Here is a 22,578-nt window from a genome sequence, read left to right as displayed (position 1 = left end):
TGTTATTTTTGATAAATACTTTTTTATAGGTTATTTCTAACCTTCAAAAACCCAGTTTTGCCAACTTTGCATACGTAGAATCACTTTACGTACGATAGAGAACATTTCCCACTTCGGTGAATACACAGCGACATGCGCGTCTGTGCCTGCAGGGATAGGCTGACCATCCAATAACTCTGGTTGAACAAGTTCGACTTTCACTAACACGCGGCCACCGACTCTCTCAATTGGGTCATTCAGATTGCCCGATGGCGTGACGGCACCTTGTTTAAAGATGTCCATTACATCGACGACTTTTGCTCGGTAAGCATGGCCGGGAATGGTTTTGAAAGTCACTTCTGCTTCGTACCCGGGTTTGATATAACGCGCTGGGTTTTGTTTGAATGCCGCGACAATGGTTTTAGATTCGTCATGCACAAAGGTTAAGTTTCCTTGGAAAGGGACGACACGGCTTTTCATGCCAGGGCGTAATGCCACCTGTGTAACGTAGCCATCTGTCGGTGCGACAACCAATGTTTTATTGAGGTCGAACTGAGCTTTATCGAGCTCAGATAGGTAAACATTTTTTGCGGCCAATTGTTGTGCAATCTTTGAATCAGCCACGTCTAATTGAATGTGATTTTGTGCCTGAACGGCTTTGAGTTCTGCAATCGAGTCAGTAAATTTGTCTACTTTTGTTTGAGAAGCAAAATCGCTCTTTGCCAACTCATTAAAACGGCTTAATTCCTTTTCATTGAAGACAAGTTGAGCCTGCGTTTTGTTGATGGATTCGCGGATGTCTTGTTTAGACAGAAGCAATTCATCAATGGTGGCGCTTGCCGCGGTGATTTCTGCTTTGGCTCTGTCTACTGTTGCTTGAAATGGCGTTGGGTCGATTTGGTACAGAGGATCGCCTTTCTTCAAAGCAACATTGCCTTTTACAAAAACGTCGGTGACTTCACCTGAAACTTCTGAGGTGATTGGGGTAGTCACACTATACACACCGGCCACTCTTGCTACTGGCTGGTACATCGCCATGTATAAAAATATCCAACCGACTAAGAAGGCGCCAATGACAGTTGCGGTGGTAATTGTCCATTTGTTTTTAGGCAGCTTTAAGACTCGAAATACAATCACACACAGTGCGATATAGCTTAGGATGATCAAGGTTTCCATTACTGTTCCCCCTCGCTTTTTGCTTGCAGCGCATTGATACGTTGTTCGAGCTCATTGAGCTTTGATTGTTCTGCATTCGTCGTTCTCAATGGTTCACTCAACATCGCCCAAACCCAGAGCAGCGGCCACATGACGTGTAAGAAAAATAGGCTGATCCAACCGGCTACGTGGATGGCATCTTGATGAGGGTGATTGCGTTTTACAGCAATCTCATAAGGAATATCGTGAATCACAATCAGGCCGTACACTAAGATCAGTAGTACGAGGATCAGAATACCCAAAGATAAGTAATCTAAAGTAAGGTTCATAAGGCTCTCTCCATTACGGATGAAATCGACCATTAATTTCAGCAGTATCAGAAAGCATAAAAGCGAACCCTTACCCAATCGATAGGGTAAAGGTTAAATGACATTTAAGTATTGCTTAATCGAAAGTACGCTTTGGCTTAATTGAAGGGGAGGGTATTGTTTAGTTGATAGATTGAGTCGACGTAATTAGAGCATCGCGAAACCATTTATGACCGTTGTCGTTGCGTTGAGAATGATGCCAAGTCATATAAATGGGAACGGGCTCAGTTGAGAAGGGTAATTCCATGATCTGATATTTATCGCTTTTTGACACTTTGTCTGCAATGGAACTCGCGGTGACACATAGCCAATCAGTTTGGCTGGCTAATACCAACCCAGTGAGCGCGGAACTTGTCGTGTAAGCGACTTTACGCACGGGCAGTGGAACATTACTGACCGAGTTGAGTGTGTAGTCATTCATTCTTTGTGTTTGCCAAATGATGTGTTCTTCGGCAAAAAACTGTTCCATCGTTATGTTGCCTTGAATGCGAGGGTGACTTGCATTGAGTACCACGACAAGGCGCTGTTCAAACAGCTTCACGTTGTCATAACCGTGTTCTTCTAGGGGAACGGTAGACAAGATCACATCGACTTTGCGTTGTCTTAAATCGGCTTGTCGAGATTGCTCATCAAGGTGTTCAATGTCGGCTTCGATATTGGTATTGGGAGCATGTTCGTTTCGATATTTGGTTAATGTAGGAACGACTAATATGTCGATGTCTTTGTGGCTGGATATTCGAAAGGTGCGGCGACTATTCTTGGGATCAAAATGTTGGCGTGACTTAGAACCATTCAAGAGTAAATTCAAAGGCTCTTGTACTTCCGCGTGCAACTCAATGGCAAAGTTTGTTGGCGCAATCCCGCGTCCTTCTCGTATAAATAAAGGGTCGTTGTATTGCTCCCTCAATCGATTAAGGGATTGGCTTACTGCCGGAGCTGAAATGCCCAATGCTTCCGCCGCAACGTTAACACTTCGTGCCTTCATTACCGCATCGAGAGTTTTGAGAAGATTAAGATCCATGACATAAACCATTTAAGCTAACGTTAACAATAATTAGATTATGGTTGAATCTTGGCTTAATTCTAGCCTTCAGAGCTATGCTTATCGATTTCCTGACCATAAATTAACGGTAGCGCTGAACTGCTTGATTGTTGTTGCGTTCTCAACGATGTCGTCCACACCTAAGTCGATGTGAACGTTCTCGATGATGAGTAAATCTGTGACCAGTCTTTACTGGTGCTCACACTATATTGTTGGTTGTGGCTTTGAGTCGGTATTTTGCGTTAGCTTCTGAGCCTCGGCGGATTCAGCTTCATCTGCAGGCACAAAATGTTTATCTGTTAGCGTCACTGTCATTGCTTCATGTTTTACCGTTATGGTCGGCGTTTCTGATGGAGCTTCGTTGGTGGTCGTCGGTTCAGCGAATGCCATTAGTGAGGTTGTAAATACGATTGTTGCTAGTACGATTTGAGTGAGTGTTTTCATTTGGCTGTATCCTATTGAGTAAAGGTAATTACAAATAGCTGATACGGGCACTATAAAAATTATGTGAAGGTGGTTCTTATCATTTTACGCCATCATAAAACTTATATGATGTCGTGATGTATTTATCATGAGTATGGATAAAGGGCGGTTCACTTACGTTTGTTTGCCAGGACTCACCTCGGTAGTGTTGGTCAAACTATTGCCACATCACCAAGACTGCGGCGATTGAAAGCAAGATTAACGCAAGAATGTCTTTGCGAGCGATGCTTTGTCCCAACCAGAAGTAAGAAATCAGCACCATAAAGACCACTTCAATTTGTCCCAGTGTTTTCACATATGGCACGGCTTGAAGTGACATCGCGCTAAACCAACCAAGAGAGCCAATCACACTGGCTAGGCTTGTCATCACAACCAGTCTCGACTTCTTGAATATCTGGCGTAATGTGTCGCGTTCTTTGAAGAAGAGGTAAGTACAGATGATGAATGTCTGAAGGGTAATCACCAGAAACAGCACCCAAGCAGCGCTATGAGGGAAAGGGAGTCCAATACTTAGGCTCGCTTCACGTACCCAAAGCGAGGTCAAGGCAAAGGCGGTGCTACATGCCATGCCCAACAAAAAGACTTTAGGAGAGAGGCTTCGCCAGCCGGAAGCGCTACTCATGATGAGCACACCCAAGGTACCAATTAACACGCCTATCCAGCCTGTTACGGTTAATGCCGTACCAAAGAAGAGTACCGAAAGCACTGCCGAAACCGGAGCCTCACACTTGGCAAGCCCAGCACCAATCGCATAGTTTTCTAGCTTAAACAGCATCACCATCAAGCCGGTCGCAAGGATCTGCATGATTGCCGCAGCGACTATGTAGAAAACAAACTCACCGGAAAAATTAGGCGCTGACACTGGCTGCCATTGATATAAAGCGTAGAGGTAGAGAAGTGCAATTGGCCCTGCCCAAATAAAACGAGCCAGTGTCACGCCTGCCACACTCATTGTGCCGGCTAGCTTGCTTTGAAAGGCATTGCGCCAAGATTGGCTGAAGGCAGCAAGCAGGGTAAAGGCGATCCAACTAAAAGACATGACGCTTCCATGTGTGATGTAATTTGATGGTGATACTAACAAAAAATCACATGATAAGAAGTGTCATGATCTGTTTATAGCCACAGGCTCACCTTTATTCTTAATTCGGCAGTAAAGATCTCTTCAACAGTTCGATGCTTTCTTCAGAAGATCGGCTGTTTCTTGTTTTTGAAATAGAACAGCGCGCTAATCAAAGCGAACAATAAGGCGAAGTAATAGCAGAACGAAGACAGCGATGCTAAGAAGGCGAGGTTCTGTTCTATTTCTTGCTCGGTGTAATTATTTGAGACCAATTTGTAGTAGTAAGCATACAAAATACCGATCAGTCCGTATCCGAGGTTAAACATCAAACCTTTGAAACTAAGAACCGTGGCTCGGTTGTGTGACTCGGTCTTTTTGTTCAGGTGATAACTGATGAAAATGTTCATCGTCATGATGATAAAGATAAGTACCAGAGCTGGAATCACTCCATAAATTGACCACCCTAAACTGATCCAATAGTAGGTCGCGATACTTGCTAAGCCCATGACAATAATAAAGGTTTTTGGCTCGATACTTTCTGCCAACCTGCGGCTTTGTCCCGCTAAAATGATTTTTAGCAAACTGATTCCCGCGCCAATAAAACCGAAATAGATAATAGGAATATCGATAGCGAGATAGTATTGGCTGTTCATGGTTAAGAACATGCGTGAAGTGTGTTCGAACAGGCTGTAATAGAGCAAGATGAATAGCACGTAAGGCGTAGCAAGTACCCACTTACTTGTATCAGCCGTTAACTTGAGGCTGGCGATAGTCGTTGCTAGTTTGCTTTGATCGCTTGGCATCACCTTCTTTGCTTCACGCATGTTTACTGCGGCATAAATCGCGAGCAACGCGACCAATAGCGTAGCAAATACAGGAATACGCATCAGGTCTTTGGTGCTTTCTGGCTCGGCTAGTCCAAGAGCATGAAAGATGTTCGCCATGAAGTTCACATCGTACATCGCAGCACCAATCAAGGTGACAAAGATACCGACACTAGAGGCGATACGGAGCTGTATTTGTAATACTCGCGGCCACAACTCTTCATTACCTTGTTCTTTTAAGGTGTCGTAAGCCAGTGCCTCATCAGCACCGCTTGCTAATGCCATCGCTAGCCCGCTGAGTATCCTATTGACCAAGAAGACCATGAACACCAAGTTAGCGTCTCCGGTCGGCACGAGCGCGATCATCGCTATCTCAATGAACATGACAATCGAAGACAACACCACAAGCTTTTTACGCCCTAAGGTATCGGCGAACGCCCCTGATGGGACTTCTGCAAGCACGATGGTCGCCGCCCAAACTACGTTGAGCATGGCAAACTGAGAAAGGGTTAAGCCGTAATCTAAATAGAGTAGGGTGAAAATAGGGTAATAAAAACGCGCAAAGTAGCTGCTTCTGAACATCAAGAAGTAGCGGACATTGGGAATTTTCAGGATTTCTTTGAGCGTCATGATAATTTCAGCACTTTAAATAACACATTATTATGTATAAACCTTTTTACCTTATAAATCATGGAATTGTTGCCGTAATCCAAAATTATCTGATTTAGAGAATCTTCGGGCTCTCTATTCCTCTGCGGTTACAGATTTACTCCTCTTCATATCATTATCTCATCCATTCATTTTGTTGTGCTCGTTTCAACTTGTAAGACGGATTTTGGTTCAAGATCGAACTTCTAAAACGTCGCTCTCGCATTTACATCTTATTGTATGATTTAATTATTGGTAATAACGATACGCAATGAATCCAATGTAATTGAGGAAGCGAGCATGATCTTAGAGTCATTCAGTCTGGAAGGGAAAGTAGCGATAGTGACGGGCTGTAACACAGGGCTTGGGCAGGGTATTGCATTAGGCCTAGCAGAAGCAGGTTGCAAAGTTGTCGGTGTTAACCGTACGGAACCTGAAGAGACTATTGAGAAAATGAATGCAGCAGGCCATACGTTCCTAAACGTTCGTGCTGACCTTCTCGATCAAGCGTGCATTCCCGGGGTTATAGAGCGCACTTTGGCTGAGTTTGGTCAAGTCGACATCCTCGTGAACAATGCCGGAATTATTCGTCGCCAAGATGCTATTGAGTTCTCAGAGCAAGATTGGGATGACGTAATGAATGTGAACACCAAGACTGTGTTCTTTATGTCTCAGGCGGTTGCAAAGCAGTTTAAGACTCAAGGCACTGGCGGAAAGATCATTAACATTGCGTCGATGCTTTCATTCCAAGGAGGCATTCGAGTTCCTTCTTATACGGCTTCAAAAAGTGCTGTGATGGGAGTGACACGTGCGATGGCGAACGAATGGGCGCGCGACAATATCAATGTGAATGCGATAGCACCCGGCTATATGGAAACGAACAATACTCAAGCTCTACGTGAAGATGCCGTGCGCAATCAAGCGATCCTTGAGCGCATTCCGGCTGAACGTTGGGGGAAACCGCAAGACATCGCAGGCCCTTGTGTGTTCTTAGCATCATCAGCATCGGATTACATTAACGGCTACACCATTGCTGTTGACGGTGGTTGGTTAGCACGCTAATTGGTTATTTATTCTAAATTTTGAGTTTGCAGCAATCTTGCAGGAGAAGATAAATGAAAATCGCTTTAATGATGGAAAACAGTCAGGCAGGTAAAAATGCCATGGTTGCAGCTGAGCTAGAGTCAGTGGCAGGTGGCATTGGTCACGATGTTTTCAATTTAGGCATGACAGACGAGAACGATCACCACTTAACGTATATTCATCTCGGTATCATGGCGAGCATTCTGATCAACTCAAAGGCTGTGGACTTTGTTGTGACAGGTTGCGGTACAGGTCAAGGGGCTTTGATGTCACTGAACCTGCATCCGGGTGTGGTTTGTGGTTACTGCCTAGAGCCATCAGATGCGTTCTTGTTTAATCAAATCAACAACGGCAATGCTATCGCTCTTGCTTTTGCTAAAGGCTTTGGCTGGGCTGGTGAGCTGAATATCCGTTATATATTCGAAAAAGCTTTCACAGGTGAACGTGGCCAAGGTTACCCGTTAGAGCGCGCAGAACCACAACAGCGTAACGCAGCGATTTTGAATGAAGTGAAAGCGGCGGTGGTAAAAGACAACTTTATTGATTCGCTAAGAGCAATCGACCAAGATCTCGTGAAAACAGCGGTTGGCAGTGAGCGTTTCCAACAATGCTTCTTTGATCATTGCCAAAATCCAGACATTGCGGATTATGTTCGCTCACTTTTAGATTAATTCTATTAAGAGCTTATTTGGCTGCTAGGTGAAGATAGAAGCTACAAAATAGAAAAGAGGAGCCTTGAGGCTCCTCTTTTTGTTTTGCTCTGTGAGCCTGATTAGTTATTGTTGGCGTGAACAGGTCATATATGACTCGCTCTAGATGATCAGTTCACACGCTTGAAGTTAGGCAACAAGGTTTCTGGCTGCTGCGCGACAAACGCTTTACTTGGTGAGTATGCGCGGAAGTAAACAAACCAGTTTTCGTCTTCTCGAGTTTGCACCCAGTTAGCTTCATTCACACCTGCTGGCTTAGTTGGCGAGAAGTGGAAGGTGTAATTACCTTGTGCGTCTTTGACCGTACCTTCGATGTTTGAACCTACATCGGCACGCTCAATGTCGTTGTCGATAATGGCGCGGTTCTCAACGTTATAAACAGTGATTGTCCAGAACAAATCGGCGAAGTTTACATCACCATCCAGAGTCAGAGTGTAGTGGTTACTGCCATTAAGCCCTTTACCGCTGTCATCACGGTAGTTGTCTAGATAGATCTGGCCCCAACCGCCATTCTCAAAACCGTGCATTGCAACGTCATTCGTCACAGCTTCATAGAACCATGCTGCGCGACCATCGAGATCCATACCGTAGTAACGATCTTGGTTCGGTGTGGAAGCCGTTGCGACCTCCCAAAAGTTGCCTTCTTTACCGTAAGCCGCGTGTGGCAAGCGTTCTGTTTTGTTGAAGTCGATGTTCTTAACCATCGCTTCTCCCATCACGACAGCTTGCTCTAAAATCTCACGCTGCTGGGCCGATGGGGCAAATGCTTTGTCTTTCTCAATACCCAGTGGGCGTAGCATGTCGTGCATCATGCGATCACGCTCTGCTACTGGTTCTGCTTGAATCGCTTCATTCAACGTATTCCAAAATGCCATGCCTCTTGGGTGTTTGGCATCTTCACCGCGCTCAGGGAAGTTTACGCCGTTATTGCTCAGCGGCTTACCGTTGAGGTCGGTAATTTTGAGAGCCTCTAAGTCTTTCATACGTTGTGTGTCTGAATTTGCCATTAAACGAACGCCGAAGAAAACGTAGTTGGTATCAGACTCAAAAACCTTAGCGCCTTTTGGCAGGTTAGTTGGTGTTTCTGCTCCTTTGGCTTTTACCACGTAGACGCCCGGTTCGGTCATCTGAGAAATTCCGATCTGCCACATAGTGTGTACTGCACCGCGCAGTTCATCTGTGGGAATTTCTATAACGACTGGCTCTTTTTCTACGTTAAACCAAGTTATCGCGTAAGGCGTAGAGGTGTTGTAAGTTAAACCTCCTAGCTTAGATTCATGGGACTCAACATAAGTAATTTGACCGTCCTCTGCACCCATGTCGGCATAAGCTTGTTTCCATGCGTAGTTTGAAACCAAAGGAACCGACCAAATGTAAGCTTGTGACGCACGTTGATAGTCCATCAGTTCAAACAACTTCGCTGAACTTTCTTGTGTTGGAATACCATGAAGAAAGTCGGTTTCGAAGGTGAAGTCTCCCGCACGTGTTTGAAGGGTTTCTGTTGGGTTATCGTTCCCAGCAATCGCTGTTGCAGAAAACAAAGCCGTTACAGAAACGAGCATCGCTGTCGATCGCAGTGGGCAGGTGAAAGTACCGGCTATCGCTTTAGATAAAATGTTCATGTTGTGTCCTCAAAAATTAGAAACTGTTCTTAGAAATTGAAACCGTTCGTTAGAAACGCTCAGTTAAAACGGCTTTGCTAAAACTGATTGGTTAGAACTGATTTGTTAAAACTGATAGTTAAATTCGATGCGGTGATCACCGTCTTCGATACTGGTGTTTTCAGTCCAGTTTGCGAAATAACGAACGTTGGCTCTTGGAGTGATCTGATAGCTTGCTGCAAATTCATGCGCGAGTACGGAGTCACTGCCCTCAAAGCCAAAATCTTTGAACGTTGAAGACCCCGACATTGTGCCTAAATACATTGGGTTATAGTTCAGCCAAATCTTGTCAGTCAGTTGCATCTTGGCGTACATACCTGCGACGTAGAAAGTACCGTGCATGTTGTAGCGGTCGCGAAGTTGATCGGCATCGAGATCGCCTCCAGTGCCTTCAACCAATTCTTCACCTGCTGCGATACCGACACCAGCGAGTGGGTAAAAGTTAAACATGCCCATTTGTGGTAAAGCTTGAATAAAGCTGTAAGACGCGCTGCCTTGGTTGTTATCGAAGTCCCAAGACATATCAACTTGCGAGCCTCGGCCATTAGTTAGGTCTACACCGAAGTTTCTAAAGCGGAAGGAATCAATACTGTCGTCTGCACCTCGACCGTTCCAACCAATCGCCTCACCAGCGATACCTTTGATTTCGAACACATTCATGCCCATGGTGGTATCATTGCCAGTGTCGTAGGTTTGTCCGACTTTTAGGTTTAAGCCTTTGTCGGTGTAGCCGAAGCCTGCTTGTGTGTAGACCGCTAATGGGTCTGACATATCTTGAACTTCTGTTTCTTCAGCGATAGCACCGCTAGCTAACAGAAGAGGGGTTAGAGAAAGGATCGAACGTTGTAATAACATAGCTGCCTCATAGAGTTATCTCACTACATCCGTGTACTTCGTGAAGGTGGGATAACTATACAAAGTGGACTTTGTTAAGTTAATTCATATAAACTTAACCATTCGTTAAGCAATGCTTTATGGTGTCTCATGAAACTGAACAATGTCGATCTGAACTTATTGAAAGTGTTTGTGGTGGTGTATCAGGAGAAGAGCTTGAGAAAAGCGGCTGAGAGGTTGTTTGTCTCGACACCAGCGGTTAGCCAAAGCATCAAGAAGCTTAAGGAATCCTTAGGTGAAGAATTGTTTGTGCTGTCTCATCAGCAGTTTTTACCGACGCCTTATTCGGACGACCTTTATCAACGCGTTTTCCCGCTATTGGACGGATTGGTTACGGCGATAGAAGAAGGAAAACAGTTTAATCCCGCGGACCTCAGTGAAGATTTTAAGATTGAGGCGAATCCTCATGTTCTGCCTTGGTTGACTCCGGCTCTGTTTCATCAGCTATCAGTAGAAAGTCCACTTTCAAGATTGATCAGCCATACGAGTTCCCAAAACTCTTTAGAAAGGCTTAAGAGTGACGAGATTGATTTTGTCATTCATTTCGAAGCTAAGAATTTGCCTGCTGAGATCATTGCCGTCCCTCTCGTGAACTTAAAGTTTGTATTGGCAGTAAGAGAAGATCATCCTTTCAAGGCGTCCATCGCGACGATTGATGATTTGTTGTCGTTTCCATTTGCTCACGTTGACCTCGCTTATTTCGACCAAAACAAACATTCACGGTTGGAAGAGGAAGTGTTGAGCCAAGGTAAGACAATTAACATGGCACTGCGAACGACTTCTATTGTCGGGTTAATCGAAACGATCAAGCATTCCAATATTATCGCCCCTTGCATGCCTCCGGTGATTGAACAACACAAAGGGGTATTACGCTCAATCGTGATTGAGGGACTGGAAGAGGGAACCGAGGAGATGGAGGTATTCGCTTATCTTCATAAGAAAAACCAGCACTCAGCCAAATACAAATGGCTGTTGGATTTGATTGAAACGGCAATGGCAGAGGCTAATCATCAGTAAGGCTAGCTTTGTTTTACACTTTCAGAGCTGCAGTAACTAACCTCTGAATACGTCTTCGATACACGATTCTAACCAGCGCATTTTCGGTTGATTGCGATGTTTACGCCCGATAGTCATGCCAATATCGCCATTTGGCATGTTGGGCATGTGAGGAAACTGCACAAAGGAAAATTCATCTGAAAGCGAATTGGCCAGTAGTTTTGAGCATGGGAATAACACGTCGCTCTGCTTCACTATAGACAATAAGCTGTGTAAGTAAGTCGAACGTATTTTGACCTCAGTCTTGATGCCGACATCGGCTAACACGTTCGGTGCTAAAGCAATATTGTCGTTCCAATCACTGACGACCAAGCTCGCTAATTGCAAAGGTTCTTGCTGGTCACTTTTCAATAATGTGTTGGCAAGCGGGTGTCCTGTGCGACATACCAATACAAAATCATCACTTGCGACACGTTTTTGGTAAACCTGTTTAGATAGTTCTAGTGGGTAATAATTGACCCCTAAATCAACCTCGCCTGAGGTGAGTAAATCTAACGTATGGGTTCCCCAATCTACAATATTCACTTTTACCTGTGGTGCCTGTGCTAACAATATCTGAGTTAGCTTTGCTGAGATGCTGTTGGCAATAAATCCGTTAATCGCGATGTTCACTGTGCCATCAAACTGAGCAACGTCAAATTCAGATTCTGGTTCAAGCACTTGTTCTAACTGCGATAACACGGGTAATAAAGTCTGCTTAATTTCAAGCAACTTGGCGGTCGGTTCTAGGCCATGTTGGGAGCGTATGAACAGCTCATCGCCAAAGTAATCACGAAGTTTTTGTAGTGAGCGACTGATTGAAGGTTGGCTGGTAAACAGCAACTCTGAAGCCTTGCGGGTATTTTTCACCTCAATCAACACCTTCAATACTTTAAGTAAATTGAGATCTAGTTGTTTAAACCGGTTACTCATCATCGCGGGACTCCATCATCGAAATGGTTAAGATATACCTATATTGTATATCTTGATTTCATATAATCAATTGGAGCATATCACGCAGCATCTACATACTGAGCTCATCGAAACAAACATGAGAAACCATTATGAAGAAAACGACGTTAGTGACGTTCTTGGCGTTAACCGCATTCGGCGCAACGGCTGCAGACAATAGCAGTTCAGAGGTTTATGACCACGCGGCTATCGGCGGTGTTAATTGGGATAACTACCCTGAAGCGGAGTCTGACTGGAACTTCCTTGGCCTGCAAAACAAAGTCGGTGTAAACCATTGGCTGCACGCTGACCCTGTATCTAAAGACGCACAAACGGTGATTCGCTCTAATCGCGATGTCGTTTACTCAACCATGGTTGTGGATGTATCAGAAGGTGCGACATTCCATGTGCCGGACGAGGACAATGACTACTTCCAAATTATTCATATCATGGACGAAAACCACCTTGTTCATAAAGTGGTTCGCCGTGGTGAAACGCTCAATCTGACCGCCGATGATCTAACGATGGGTACTCATGTTCATGTACTAGCAAGAACACGTATCGCTGAATCAATCGAAGATACCAAGCGTCGTCAGAGTCTACTGTCTATCAAAGCGAACTCTAACAAGCCTTATCAAGGCAAAGGCTACAACCCAAGTGACGTTGAAAACTACCGATTAAAACTGATCAATAACGTGATGAAACATGGCGCGCCTATTGAAGGATTGAAAGGATTTGGTGCGACTTTGGATGACGTAGAAGATCACCACTTTAAATACGTGACGGCATTTGGTTATGCCGGACTACCAGCAGACACTGCACAGTATTTAGAGCGTGTTCCTGGACAAGGCAAAACGACCTGCCAAGAATGGACGATTCCAACACCAAACTTGGACTTTGAAGGGCGTGGTGGTTATTACTCTTTGACAACCTATGGTGCAGACGGTTGGATTGATTCTGAGCATTTTTATGCGTCGGGTGAGTCTATGCGTGATAACGGTGATGGTACTGTGTCAGTGACATTCAACTGTGGCTCAGGTGAAGCTTATGATTTTGAAGTGTCTGAAGGTTGGGCGGGAGTGTTGCGTTTATACGAGCCAGTCGATGTGAATGAAACTTTGGAGTACATGGAAACGCTACGTCAGATTGAGATTAAAGAGCTTTAGATTGCCCTTTATTTAGGTGACTCTCTATTTAGATTATTATCTTTAGGCTGATTTGATTCAAATTAAAACGCCTTCAAGACTGGCTTCTTGAGGGCGTTTTTTTGCTAGAACGTTCATGAAATGGCAGTTCGAATATTGGCTTTCATCAGAAAGATGGTTTGTTACGGAGTACTTGATTCTTAATCACTTTCGCGGCTACTTCGATGATTTGAGATTCTTGCTCCGACGCTTTAGAGGATAGGTTGTAAAACATAATGCAATCTTGCTGAATCATATTTGGCGCTTCTTGGAGCTCGATTTCACGTACCTCACCACTTTTTATGTATAGGGCTAGGTTCTCTCGAGGACACACAACCCATCCATCTTGCTTTAACTTTTCGATGAGCAGGCTTTGTGATGTGACCACTTCAAACTCGCTACTGATCTTGGTGTGCCTAAGCTCGTTTGCAATGTCATTCTCAGTGATTAATTGACGAAAGGTGGCCAGTTCAGCAATCGAAATCGTTCGGTTTGGAATGCTAGAGTGAACGGAAGTGAACAGGCTCAACTGAAAAGATCCGAGGTTGATATTGCCGATACCCGCGCTCGGGTGTAAGTTGCCCATTCCAGGCATAATGGCAAACAATGCATCTCCGTCCTCTATCTGCTGTAAACAGTGGTTTCTGTCTCGCTGTAGCCAGTTGATCAGCATGTGAGGGTGAAGAGCCTTGATCGAAGACTCAATGCTAAGTAATAGCTGACAAGGGATCGAGCTATCGTGATAAACAGTGATGTTGTTGAGCTCGCCTTTGTAGGCAGATAAGGCTATGTTTTCGAACTCTAACGATTGTCTCGCCAGTAACCGTGCTCTTGGATACAGACGATGAGCAATGTCCGTTGCGACCGCCTTTTTCCCTTCGATAGAAAACAACTCCATGCCCATCAAATCTTCCAATGCATTGATTCTCTCTCGCACCGTAGAGCGCGCCTTATTTAATCTTTTACTGGCAGCACTGTAGCTTTGAAGCTCATAGACACTGGTGAAGCATGCCACCTGTTCATTCGAAATCATCATCTGAATACCTTTGTACTGTTTAGGCGTACATTTTGGATTTATATGTTTGAAATTAGCAAAGTACTCTACATCCGTACACACAAGATTGTTAACGGAGATTTCAGATGAGAAAGTCGATTATTTCATTGGTCACTGCGGGCTTATTTTCGACAACCGCAATGGCGGATATCAAGCCTATGTCTACAGTGCCAGCAAAAGCGAATTAGCAAGTCACACTGGAGAACTGGACGCATGCGCCATTCAATAAATGGGCTTTCCAGAACATGGGAATCCATCCAACGGTTATGGTTTCTAGAGATGGTGCAATCAACGAGATCCCACAAGCATTGAATGCGGAAGTCGCTCAGCACAAATTTACTTATGCCGGAGAAGAGCTGACTTTTCGTGATGCGATGATTAATGATCACACTGATGGTTACATTATTATTCAAGATGGAAAGATACTGCATGAAGAGTACTTTGGTGACTTCACAGCAAGAGATCACCACCTGTGGGCTTCAAGTACCAAATCTTTGGTTGGGCAAGCTTTAGGTTTGTTGGTTGAGCAAGGTAAGGTTGATGTTGAGAAAAAGCTCAGCACATACATCGAAGAGCTTAAAGGAACACACTTTGGTGAGCAGACTTTACGAACTTTACTGAACATGACCTCTGCGATTGATTACAGCGAAGACTACGTCAACATGGCACCGGGTGATGTGCATTTCGAATACTTCCGCCGATTAGGGTTTATTCCAGCGTATGACTTGCTGGCATTGGATCCAACAAAGACAGATAAGCCTCGTGACTTGCTGAGCTTCTCTGCGATGTTTGAACAGAATGAAGATTTAAAGGTGAACGATAAGTTTGAATACCACAGCCCGAACGTTGATGTTATTGGCTGGGTTGTCGCGCGCGTTTCCGGTCAAACGCTTGACCAATTTATTGCTGACAACATCTGGAACAAGCTTGGTACGGAGCATGATGCCTTCTTCATGACGGACATGAACTACAACCCAGTCGCAACTGGCGGTTTCAATACTACGCTAAGAGATTTTGCACGTGTTGGGCTGGCGATGGTCAACAATGGCGAATACAACGGCCAGCAAGTCTTCTCTGAAAAGTGGGTCAAAGACAGCTTCAATATCACGCCAGAAGAAAATCGACACATGATGAACAGTGTCTACAAAGATACTGAGGCTCAAGTTTTTGATGCACACTTAGAGGGTTACAAAAACTTCCTTTGGGTACATGACTCAGACAAAAACATTGCGACATACCGTGGGGTGTTTGGTCAGTTCTTGTATATCAACCAAGACAAGAATGTCGTCATCGCAACTTTCTCTTCAGCAGAGAGCGCTTCGAATGCAGCGCGTGAAGAGTCAAAAGTGAGAGTGGAAGCTTTTGAGTCGTTAGCTAAGTCGTTATAGCGGTACATGCCTAAATTAAAAGTCCCCTCAAGATAGGTTCTTGAGGGGACTTTTTGCGTTTATCTTATTGCCAATGGCTGACAGTTAACGGTAAATCAGCGAGTCGCTACTCGTTTTCTGTTTGCTTAGAAGCGTTGGATGTTTTGCCTTGCTTCAACCAGTTGTCGAGTACATGTTGCAGCGCATCCAATGACGTTGGCTTTTCTAGGCGACCATCCATTAACTTGCTGATCATATCGAGTTCGCGTTGTCCCGATTCGCCAGACAGAGCAATGATTGGTGTATTAGGTGAGCGTGCCTTGATGATCTGGCTTGCGTCAAAGCCGTTCATGACTGGCATCTGTACATCCATCAAGATCAAATCAACTTGATGAGTCCTAAACAGTTCAACCGCATTCTCACCGTTCTTGGCTTGTAAGCTGTTTACGCCGAGCCTGCTCAAGTACATCTGAACAAGTGTGCGTTGTACTTCTTTGTCATCCACTATAAGCACGGTTGGCGCGAGATGGTTTGATGCTGGTGGATTTGTTGTTTGTGTCTTTTCTGGCTCAGTTTTGGGTGCAGTTTCAGGTGCTGACTCAGGAGCGTTATCAGCACTTGGCGCTGGGGCCTCTGGCTGCACTTCTGCTTCGGCTTGATCTTCTGTCGGTTGGTTGTGTTTCCAATCGTTGAAGTAAGGCGTGCGCAGGTCATCGGCTTTTGGCGCATTCGGCACAACAGGGAAATACAGGTGGAATTCTGTAAACTCACCAAGCTTGGATTTGCACTCGACTCTGCCACCAAATGAACGCATAACACGTTGGCAATAACCTAAACCTAAGCCGCTACCGCCACTCTTTTGGTAAGAGAAAAAGTCATCGAAGATCTTATGGGCGATGGTCTCATCAATCCCTGGACCTGTATCTCTGAAAACAAGCACGTTCTCGTAAGAGCCAGTTTTGGTGCTGATTTCGATTTGGCTGTCTGGATACGAATCAAAGTAATAGATTGCGTTACGAATCAGGTTAAAGATAACGAAGTTAAATAAGGTCTCGTTCAGCTTTGCTACAAAATCAGCGTGTTGTGGTAGGCGAATTCGCTCAATGATTTTTTCGTTCTCAAAACCATAATGACTGACCGCTTGATCCACTGCCTTGTGGATTGAGGTCATAGTGACAGGGCCATGCTCAGGTGAGCTATCACTGACTTCACGCAAGATGATATCAATCAGTTGTCGACCACGTTGGATCGCAGCTTGTCCGTTCTCGATATCAAGTAGGATCTGTTTCGCTGGCGCTTGGTTATCGATGTGCTGTTTGAGTACTTCGAAATGCAGTTGCACTTGAGCAAGCGGGTTACGCATCTCATGGGCGATGGAGTTAGCTAGAGCTCGACTTTGGCGAATGCGCCTATCCGCTTCGATGGTACTTTGCACACGAGTTAACAAGGTTTGTAGTGCGGAGATCTCTTCGTTAGAGAACATCTGATCGTTACTCTTGTGTGATGACACCAACAAGTGCGTGACCGATTTTCCTTGACCAAACAGAGGCATCACTAACGCCGTGTTATTCGAACTCATCTTCTCATAGAGCGCCTTGATCGAACGTTTTGCTGGCGCAGTGTAATCGAGCTCTTCAGACAGTTCGTCGAAGACCAAAACAGACTTGTTGGTCGACAAGTAGTCTTCGTAGAAAGTCTCGTTGTAGTTGCTGTTAACAAGGCGCAGTTTATCTTCTGGGATTTGCAGTAGGCTACCCAAACGACGCATTGCATCATCAATTGATAGCTTGAAATCTTCTTCTAGAGCAAGGATTTGCTGTACTGGCGTTTTCTTGTTCCCGTAGACAAAGAAGGAGGCATAACGGCTCACTCGTTTGTAGAGCACATGCCAAGTAATGCCTATCAGCGCGCAGATTGGAATGGCGATTAGCCATTGATTATCTTCGGTCAGCGGGATGAATATCGCACCAAACGGTATCACTAAAATCGCGCACACCAACAGGGCGTTTAGGCTCATGTACGCGAGGTATTTCACGCTGTAGAAACGAGAAGTCAGCAGAGCATACCCAACGAACAACATCTCACTAATCGATAAGGCGGGTGGTAGCCAAGTCAGTGAGAAATCACGCAAGAAGTAAGTCATACCTAGGTGGATCGTTGCTGTGGACAACATGAACACCAAGATACCTGCAATCATGTAGCTGGTTTTGGTCAGCGTAAGCTTGCTACTGTTGGCGCGCATTGCCACTAGGTTACCCAGTGTCAGTACCACAAAGCTGATCATGCCGATGAAGAAGTACGAAGTGTGCGGGCCAAATTCAATCACGAACTGACTTGGGCCAACAATGATAACGTCTTCAACGGTTAAGCCCGGACTTAAATTAATAAACAAGGAGTAGACGGTTAGGGTGACGAAAATCGCTTGTTGCCATAGGTGCACCTTACCGTTGCGTTGCTCGGCGGCAAGCTGACACGAGAAGTAATACGCGAAGGCAAACGCAAAGAAAGAGGCGAGGTTGGCAAATTTGGCTGCAAACACAGCTGCTGATGGCCCAAGCTCTGGCAATAAGTCGGTATGGAAGTAAGCATTACTGCTGATCCAAGCAACAATACAGACCGAGTAGGCGATGTAGGCAACGTGGTGTGTACCTGCGATTGCTTCGCTCTTTAGTTTCAGACGGTAGCAATAGTAGAGTAACCACATCACGACCACAGCAACCGTCGCAAGAAGCGTTATGGCTTTGGCGTGGATGATGGCTTCTAAGCCGAAATCAAACATGTTCGTCCTTATTTACCGAGCTTGGCTGTTGCAGAGGATCTGGCTGTTGAACAGAGCTTAATTTTTCTGCTGAGCTAAGCTTTCTGCTGTTACGCACGGCGCGTTTGTAGCCTTTAAAATCGGTGTCATTAAATACGTTGACCATCAATTCGAAATTCCAAAAGCCACGGTAAATGGTGGTGCCGTCATCGTTCAATTCGCAATATCCCGAATGGAAATACGCTTTTGGGTCAATAGCTTGATAAAACTGAAGCATGAAAGGTTGTTCAATGATGGTGAAGCCAATTTTGTAGCCAACTTGATGTAAGACGCTCATCAGCTCTTTTTGAGCGAGATAGAGGAAGTAGAGTTTTTGTTGGGTATTTCCACTGACGGTTAAGCGCAGAACTTCACATATGGCTCGAGTTTCGGATAGTTGTAACTGAAACTGATTATCGAATTTTGGCAGAGAATCACATTTTGACAATATTGGTGGCGTGAATAGCTGTAAGCCTGAAAGCGAATCGTAACCATGATTTGGTAAGCAGTATTGCCAGTGATCATTGCTGAACGGCGGCGCGTAGCTTAGCCAGGTTTCATTTTTTGACCAATCTTGAATCAAGGCGGAAGAAACTAATGTCGGGAAGGCTTCATCGTCTGGGTGTTTGAGCAGGATAAAGTGCTTACCCGTTTGTGACAGGTGTAATAAAGGCAGCATCTCAAACCATTTTTCACCCTTGATGAAAACCTCAAGGTTGCTTAAAGCGATGGCATCACTGATAGGCATTCCTTGTGGGTGACTGGGTGTTTGTACCACAAGTTGATCATCTTCTATTTGATCGATGATCGCACTGTAATAAGCGCTGTCTTTAATCGGCAGAACGATACCAGAGGGTGAACGACTATCGAGCGACGACTTGGCCTTGATGGCGGCAATTTCGCATTCGCACCAAAAGTCTAACCAATGCATGTAACACTGACCTGCCGCTTCCTCTAACAATGCCATCTCGGTCGATAAGCTGCTTGGATAGCGTTGAATGAGATCGCGATAGTCCATCAATTCAAATAAAACGGAGAGGCTTTTGTGTTGATGTTCTGGGAAGAACGATTCCAACAGTCGTCTACGGTAGTCTGTGACGGTTTGGAAAAGCGCAGTGCGATCTTGTGGCTGATAAGTGTTGATCACGAGCTCGATAAGCGCGTGTTGTTTCTTTTCGATAGCCAGACTGCTAGCCAACAGTGAGACTAAAGACGACGTTAATTCCATGGTGTTAACCTAGCCTAGGTTTATATAATTATTTTTATTGGATTTGCACTCGTTAACCAGACACGAATTGTTATTAAGTTATTTGATATAAAGTTACCTTGTTGAGATTGAGTAACTCTAATTGTGTCTATAGTTTTTAAAAACAAGTTGCATAATCGAGCGTAAGTTTACTACTTGCGCTACCCCTTAACAACAGAACATTTACTAGTTTATAAGTTGCTAAATTAGAATATTCTCAATCACTTAGAGCCTAACCTTGCCCCGAGTCTGACCTGTATCAATTGAGCATAATCCTTTGAATTTATAAATTAACGTAAAATATCTATTTTTTGAACTAAGCTCATAAATCATACGCAACTGAATTCACCTTATTGATCGTAAGGAATATAACGGCGAGCCCAAATATATAATTAACTAATGAGTGTTGTATGTCTCATAACCGTTTATTTCCACGTCATCGTTTGGCTCTCGCTTGCATGCTAGCCAGTGTTTCCAGTTTCTCCTTTGCTCAAAGTCAGTGTGAGGTGCTTGATCTTCAGCAGGCGTCTGACCTTGCTCTCGCTGTCTCATCAGCAGACAACAGTTGCTATGGCGCTTGGTTCTCTGCTCAAGATAGTTCGTTAAACAATATCTATAGCGAAGTGAGCCTAAGCCGTATTCAAGTAGCACTTAACCTAGAAATTGCCCGTTACCGAGGTGATGCTGAACAGGCTCGTAAACTTGAAAACCTTGGCGAATTTGTTCGCGCTGCTTATTACGTTCGCTATAACGCGCGAGCGCAGGATTTCTCTGAGGCGTTAAGTCAGCGCTTCGCTCAATCTATTAATGCTTTTCTGGCGAACCCTAATGCATTCGATCAAGGCAGTGAGCAAGTTGGGGCGATGAAAAGCCTGACGCTGATGGTCGATAATGTTAAGCAACTTCCACTGACCATGGGGGCGCAACTTGCGGCATTGAATCACTTTAACCGTGAAACAGTGCAGGATTTACAATGGGTCGATGGTCTTAATAATCTATTCCGAGCAATGGCAGGGCATGCCGCTCTAGATGATTTCTACGATTACATGGCAAACCACACCCAACATATCGAAACGCTGGCGACTTTTGCTCGTGATAACACGTGGGCGTTGGATACGGATGCGAGCTTTCTGGTTTATAACGCCGTGCGTGAAACAGGTCGCTTGTTAGCCAGTCCGGACAAAGCAACCAAAGACAAAGCGATGCGGGTTATGCAGCAAGTGATGGTGCAAAATCCACTGGGAACCGAGCACGATAAACTATGGCTAGCAGCCGTCGAAATGATGAGTTACTTCGCACCAGAAGGCTTGAATAGGTTAGACCTAGAGCAAGCGAAACGCGACTTGGCAACGCGTGTACTTCCCCATCGTCATGAGTGCCAAGGACCTGCGATTATTCGCTCTCAAGATCTAACGGAGTCACAAGCGATGGAGGCGTGTGATGTGTTGGCTGCCAAAGAGGCCGACTTCCACCAAGTCGTGAATACGGGTCAACAACCTGCCGCTGATGATAACAACGAGCGAGTAGAAGTCGCGGTGTTTGGCAGCAAAGGCAGTTACATTGATTATTCATCGTTCTTGTTTGGCAATACCACAGACAATGGCGGTCAGTATTTAGAGGGTAATCCTGCAGAAGTCGGTAACGTCGCTCGCTTTGTGGCTTATCGCTATGCCAATGGTGATGATCTTTCTATTCTCAATTTAGAGCATGAATACACTCACTATCTTGATGCTCGCTTTAACCAATATGGCTCATTCAACGACAACCTAGCACATGGCTATGTGGTGTGGTGGTTAGAGGGCTTTGCCGAATTTATGCATTACAAGCAAGGCTACGATGCAGCGATTGGTTTGATTAGCAGTGGGAAGATGAGCCTGTCGGATGTGCTTGCGACCACTTACTCTCACGATTCTAATCGAATATATCGCTGGGGATACTTGGCGGTACGCTTCATGCTGGAAGAGCATCCTCTAGAGGTACAAGGTTTACTGGCATTGTCTCGTACTGGCCAATTTTCCGAATGGGCACAACAAGTAAAAGTGCTAGGGCAGCAATACAACGGGGAGTTTGAGCGTTGGTTAGACTCGGTTTCAAGTGAACCCACAGAGCCTACAGAACCAACTGATCCCACTGAACCGACAGATCCTACGCAACCAACAGACCAAGCCATAGTGCTTACAGCAAACCAGAGTGTGGTGTTGAGTGGTGAAGCGTATAGTGAGCAGTTGTTCTATGTCGATATTCCAGACAACACGACGCATTTTGAAGTGTCTATTGAGGGGCAAACTCAAGGTGATGCTGACCTCTACATGAGCTACAACAAACCAGTGCATTACTACGACTTTGAATTCAGCCAGTACGGCAATGGCAGCAATGAAGTGGTGACGTTTGAACAAGAACCTTCGGGTTACATCAAGTCGGGTCGCTACTACATGAGTGTCACGGGGCGTACCGATTTTAATGAGGTGTCGCTAATCGCATCGGTAGTCACAGAAACGCCAACGCCTCCAACTCAACAGCAAGATGATTTAACGCCTGTGGTATTGGAGTCCGGTCAGGCTCAAGTGCTTACCGTGCACCAACGACGTTATGCCGCTGTCTATGTACCGGAAGGCGTACAAGAGGTGCGAGTATGGCTCAGCGATAAGAGCGACACTGCTGAAAACGAACAATCGAATTCGGGTAACGTTGATCTGTTCGCCAGCCACTCATATTGGCCAACAGCTGGGCAGCATGACTACGCGTCTGATTACCGTGGAAGCAATGAGTATCTGCAAATCCCTATAACAGAAGAAGGCTATATACACTTCTTATTGAGTGCAGATCAGCAAGGGGATGATGTCGAGATGTTGGTGTATTTTCACTGACAGAATAGGCGTTAGGTAATTGGCATTAAAAAAGGGGGCATCCCCAAGCTGTATTAACGACAATGTCACTAAACTAATCGGTTAAATATCAATAAAGTAGACGGATAAAAGCCGGGCATCAGTGTCTGGCTTTGTTTTTCTGACAATCTTCTGTGTTTATAGAGTAGTTA

At 45.0% G+C, this 22,578-nt stretch carries 18 protein-coding genes and 1 pseudogene; 7 read left to right on the top strand and 12 right to left on the bottom strand.

From position 1 onward, the window contains the following. Nucleotides 1–36: 36 nt before the first annotated feature. The 6 genes from FLM53_RS22585 to FLM53_RS22560 all read right to left on the bottom strand — a co-directional run bounded on the left by FLM53_RS22585 (nucleotide 37) and on the right by FLM53_RS22560 (nucleotide 5,541). On the bottom strand, nucleotides 37–1,155 hold the full coding sequence (locus tag FLM53_RS22585; protein ID WP_176679315.1) for an HlyD family secretion protein: 1,119 nt from the start codon (nucleotides 1,153–1,155) through the stop codon (nucleotides 37–39). Continuing rightward, the gene (locus tag FLM53_RS22580; protein ID WP_176679316.1) at nucleotides 1,155–1,463 is read right to left on the bottom strand and encodes a DUF3302 domain-containing protein; all 309 of its coding nucleotides are present in this window, start codon (nucleotides 1,461–1,463) and stop codon (nucleotides 1,155–1,157) included. The genes FLM53_RS22585 and FLM53_RS22580 overlap by 1 nt, the downstream gene beginning before the upstream one ends. Nucleotides 1,464–1,623: 160 nt before the next feature. Further along, entirely contained in the window at nucleotides 1,624–2,523 is a 900-nt protein-coding gene (locus FLM53_RS22575; RefSeq protein WP_176679317.1) for a LysR family transcriptional regulator, read from the bottom strand. Nucleotides 2,524–2,748: 225 nt separating this feature from the next. Beyond that, on the bottom strand, nucleotides 2,749–2,988 hold the full coding sequence (locus FLM53_RS22570) for a hypothetical protein (protein WP_176679318.1): 240 nt from the start codon (nucleotides 2,986–2,988) through the stop codon (nucleotides 2,749–2,751). A gap of 196 nt (nucleotides 2,989–3,184) precedes the next feature. After that, nucleotides 3,185–4,066: a DMT family transporter gene (locus FLM53_RS22565; RefSeq protein WP_176679319.1), complete on the bottom strand. Its 882-nt coding sequence runs from the start codon at nucleotides 4,064–4,066 to the stop codon at nucleotides 3,185–3,187. A 143-nt stretch (nucleotides 4,067–4,209) separates the two neighbouring features. Beyond that, the gene (locus tag FLM53_RS22560; protein WP_176679320.1) at nucleotides 4,210–5,541 is read right to left on the bottom strand and encodes an MFS transporter; all 1,332 of its coding nucleotides are present in this window, start codon (nucleotides 5,539–5,541) and stop codon (nucleotides 4,210–4,212) included. A 318-nt stretch (nucleotides 5,542–5,859) separates the two neighbouring features. On the opposite strand from FLM53_RS22560, the gene kduD reads away from it, so the two are divergent. Continuing rightward, nucleotides 5,860–6,621, top strand: coding sequence for a 2-dehydro-3-deoxy-D-gluconate 5-dehydrogenase KduD (gene kduD / locus FLM53_RS22555; RefSeq protein ID WP_176679321.1), 762 nt, complete (start codon nucleotides 5,860–5,862; stop codon nucleotides 6,619–6,621). A 53-nt stretch (nucleotides 6,622–6,674) separates the two neighbouring features. After that, nucleotides 6,675–7,313, top strand: a complete 639-nt coding sequence (locus FLM53_RS22550) for an RpiB/LacA/LacB family sugar-phosphate isomerase (protein ID WP_102307642.1) — start codon at nucleotides 6,675–6,677, stop codon at nucleotides 7,311–7,313. A gap of 149 nt (nucleotides 7,314–7,462) precedes the next feature. Here FLM53_RS22550 and FLM53_RS22545 read toward each other — a convergent pair whose 3' ends face one another. Then, entirely contained in the window at nucleotides 7,463–8,974 is a 1,512-nt protein-coding gene (locus FLM53_RS22545; RefSeq protein WP_176679322.1) for a DUF1214 domain-containing protein, read from the bottom strand. A gap of 105 nt (nucleotides 8,975–9,079) precedes the next feature. Next, nucleotides 9,080–9,868 carry a hypothetical protein gene (locus tag FLM53_RS22540; protein WP_176679323.1) on the bottom strand — a complete coding sequence of 263 codons (789 nt, stop codon included), beginning with the start codon at nucleotides 9,866–9,868 and terminating at the stop codon, nucleotides 9,080–9,082. Nucleotides 9,869–9,997: 129 nt separating this feature from the next. Here FLM53_RS22540 and FLM53_RS22535 point away from each other — a divergent pair, with 129 nt between their 5' ends. Next, nucleotides 9,998–10,924 (top strand): LysR family transcriptional regulator, encoded by a 927-nt coding sequence (locus FLM53_RS22535; protein ID WP_176679324.1) that lies wholly within the window; start codon nucleotides 9,998–10,000, stop codon nucleotides 10,922–10,924. Between the two features lie 36 nt (nucleotides 10,925–10,960). Here FLM53_RS22535 and FLM53_RS22530 read toward each other — a convergent pair whose 3' ends face one another. Next, complete coding sequence (locus FLM53_RS22530; RefSeq protein ID WP_176679325.1) at nucleotides 10,961–11,878, bottom strand: LysR family transcriptional regulator; 918 nt, start codon at nucleotides 11,876–11,878, stop codon at nucleotides 10,961–10,963. A gap of 128 nt (nucleotides 11,879–12,006) precedes the next feature. Between FLM53_RS22530 and FLM53_RS24105 the strand changes: the two are divergent. Next, a pseudogene (locus FLM53_RS24105) lies at nucleotides 12,007–12,342 on the top strand (DUF1254 domain-containing protein); the annotation flags it as partial. 441 nt (nucleotides 12,343–12,783) lie between these two features. Further along, a complete protein-coding gene (locus FLM53_RS24100) occupies nucleotides 12,784–13,059 on the top strand; it encodes a hypothetical protein (protein ID WP_243653156.1) in 276 nt (91 codons plus the stop codon). A gap of 145 nt (nucleotides 13,060–13,204) precedes the next feature. Here the strand turns inward: FLM53_RS24100 and FLM53_RS22520 are convergent, their stop codons facing one another. Next, on the bottom strand, nucleotides 13,205–14,113 hold the full coding sequence (locus FLM53_RS22520; protein WP_176679327.1) for a LysR family transcriptional regulator: 909 nt from the start codon (nucleotides 14,111–14,113) through the stop codon (nucleotides 13,205–13,207). Nucleotides 14,114–14,376: 263 nt separating this feature from the next. Here FLM53_RS22520 and FLM53_RS22515 point away from each other — a divergent pair, with 263 nt between their 5' ends. Further along, complete coding sequence (locus FLM53_RS22515; protein ID WP_256099313.1) at nucleotides 14,377–15,519, top strand: serine hydrolase; 1,143 nt, start codon at nucleotides 14,377–14,379, stop codon at nucleotides 15,517–15,519. 106 nt (nucleotides 15,520–15,625) lie between these two features. Here the strand turns inward: FLM53_RS22515 and FLM53_RS22510 are convergent, their stop codons facing one another. Both FLM53_RS22510 and FLM53_RS22505 read right to left on the bottom strand, forming a co-directional pair. Beyond that, entirely contained in the window at nucleotides 15,626–18,277 is a 2,652-nt protein-coding gene (locus FLM53_RS22510) for a hybrid sensor histidine kinase/response regulator (RefSeq protein WP_176679328.1), read from the bottom strand. Then, on the bottom strand, nucleotides 18,270–19,523 hold the full coding sequence (locus tag FLM53_RS22505) for an acyl-homoserine-lactone synthase (RefSeq protein WP_176679329.1): 1,254 nt from the start codon (nucleotides 19,521–19,523) through the stop codon (nucleotides 18,270–18,272). The genes FLM53_RS22510 and FLM53_RS22505 overlap by 8 nt, the downstream gene beginning before the upstream one ends. 428 nt (nucleotides 19,524–19,951) lie before the next feature. Between FLM53_RS22505 and FLM53_RS22500 the strand changes: the two genes are divergently transcribed. Continuing rightward, on the top strand, nucleotides 19,952–22,408 hold the full coding sequence (locus tag FLM53_RS22500) for a M9 family metallopeptidase (protein WP_176679330.1): 2,457 nt from the start codon (nucleotides 19,952–19,954) through the stop codon (nucleotides 22,406–22,408). The last annotated feature ends 170 nt before the right edge of the window (nucleotides 22,409–22,578 follow it).

The organism is Vibrio sp. Scap24 (genome assembly GCF_013394185.1).
Classification (GTDB): domain Bacteria; phylum Pseudomonadota; class Gammaproteobacteria; order Enterobacterales; family Vibrionaceae; genus Vibrio; species Vibrio pomeroyi.
Note: the sequence above shows the minus strand (reverse complement) of the source record. Positions and strands in the feature narration are given on the sequence as shown.

What these genes read in the sequence shown, in the direction of transcription:
- FLM53_RS22585 (WP_176679315.1), bottom strand. Translation starts at nt 1,155, where the DNA reads ATGGAAACCTTGATCATCCTAAGCTATATCGCACTGTGTGTGATTGTA.
- FLM53_RS22580 (WP_176679316.1), bottom strand. Translation starts at nt 1,463, where the DNA reads ATGAACCTTACTTTAGATTACTTATCTTTGGGTATTCTGATCCTCGTA.
- FLM53_RS22575 (WP_176679317.1), bottom strand. Translation starts at nt 2,523, where the DNA reads ATGGATCTTAATCTTCTCAAAACTCTCGATGCGGTAATGAAGGCACGA.
- FLM53_RS22570 (WP_176679318.1), bottom strand. Translation starts at nt 2,988, where the DNA reads ATGAAAACACTCACTCAAATCGTACTAGCAACAATCGTATTTACAACC.
- FLM53_RS22565 (WP_176679319.1), bottom strand. Translation starts at nt 4,066, where the DNA reads ATGTCTTTTAGTTGGATCGCCTTTACCCTGCTTGCTGCCTTCAGCCAA.
- FLM53_RS22560 (WP_176679320.1), bottom strand. Translation starts at nt 5,541, where the DNA reads ATGACGCTCAAAGAAATCCTGAAAATTCCCAATGTCCGCTACTTCTTG.
- kduD (WP_176679321.1), top strand. Translation starts at nt 5,860, where the DNA reads ATGATCTTAGAGTCATTCAGTCTGGAAGGGAAAGTAGCGATAGTGACG.
- FLM53_RS22550 (WP_102307642.1), top strand. Translation starts at nt 6,675, where the DNA reads ATGAAAATCGCTTTAATGATGGAAAACAGTCAGGCAGGTAAAAATGCC.
- FLM53_RS22545 (WP_176679322.1), bottom strand. Translation starts at nt 8,974, where the DNA reads ATGAACATTTTATCTAAAGCGATAGCCGGTACTTTCACCTGCCCACTG.
- FLM53_RS22540 (WP_176679323.1), bottom strand. Translation starts at nt 9,868, where the DNA reads ATGTTATTACAACGTTCGATCCTTTCTCTAACCCCTCTTCTGTTAGCT.
- FLM53_RS22535 (WP_176679324.1), top strand. Translation starts at nt 9,998, where the DNA reads ATGAAACTGAACAATGTCGATCTGAACTTATTGAAAGTGTTTGTGGTG.
- FLM53_RS22530 (WP_176679325.1), bottom strand. Translation starts at nt 11,878, where the DNA reads ATGATGAGTAACCGGTTTAAACAACTAGATCTCAATTTACTTAAAGTA.
- FLM53_RS22520 (WP_176679327.1), bottom strand. Translation starts at nt 14,113, where the DNA reads ATGATGATTTCGAATGAACAGGTGGCATGCTTCACCAGTGTCTATGAG.
- FLM53_RS22515 (WP_256099313.1), top strand. Translation starts at nt 14,377, where the DNA reads ATGGGAATCCATCCAACGGTTATGGTTTCTAGAGATGGTGCAATCAAC.
- FLM53_RS22510 (WP_176679328.1), bottom strand. Translation starts at nt 18,277, where the DNA reads ATGTTTGATTTCGGCTTAGAAGCCATCATCCACGCCAAAGCCATAACG.
- FLM53_RS22505 (WP_176679329.1), bottom strand. Translation starts at nt 19,523, where the DNA reads ATGGAATTAACGTCGTCTTTAGTCTCACTGTTGGCTAGCAGTCTGGCT.
- FLM53_RS22500 (WP_176679330.1), top strand. Translation starts at nt 19,952, where the DNA reads ATGTCTCATAACCGTTTATTTCCACGTCATCGTTTGGCTCTCGCTTGC.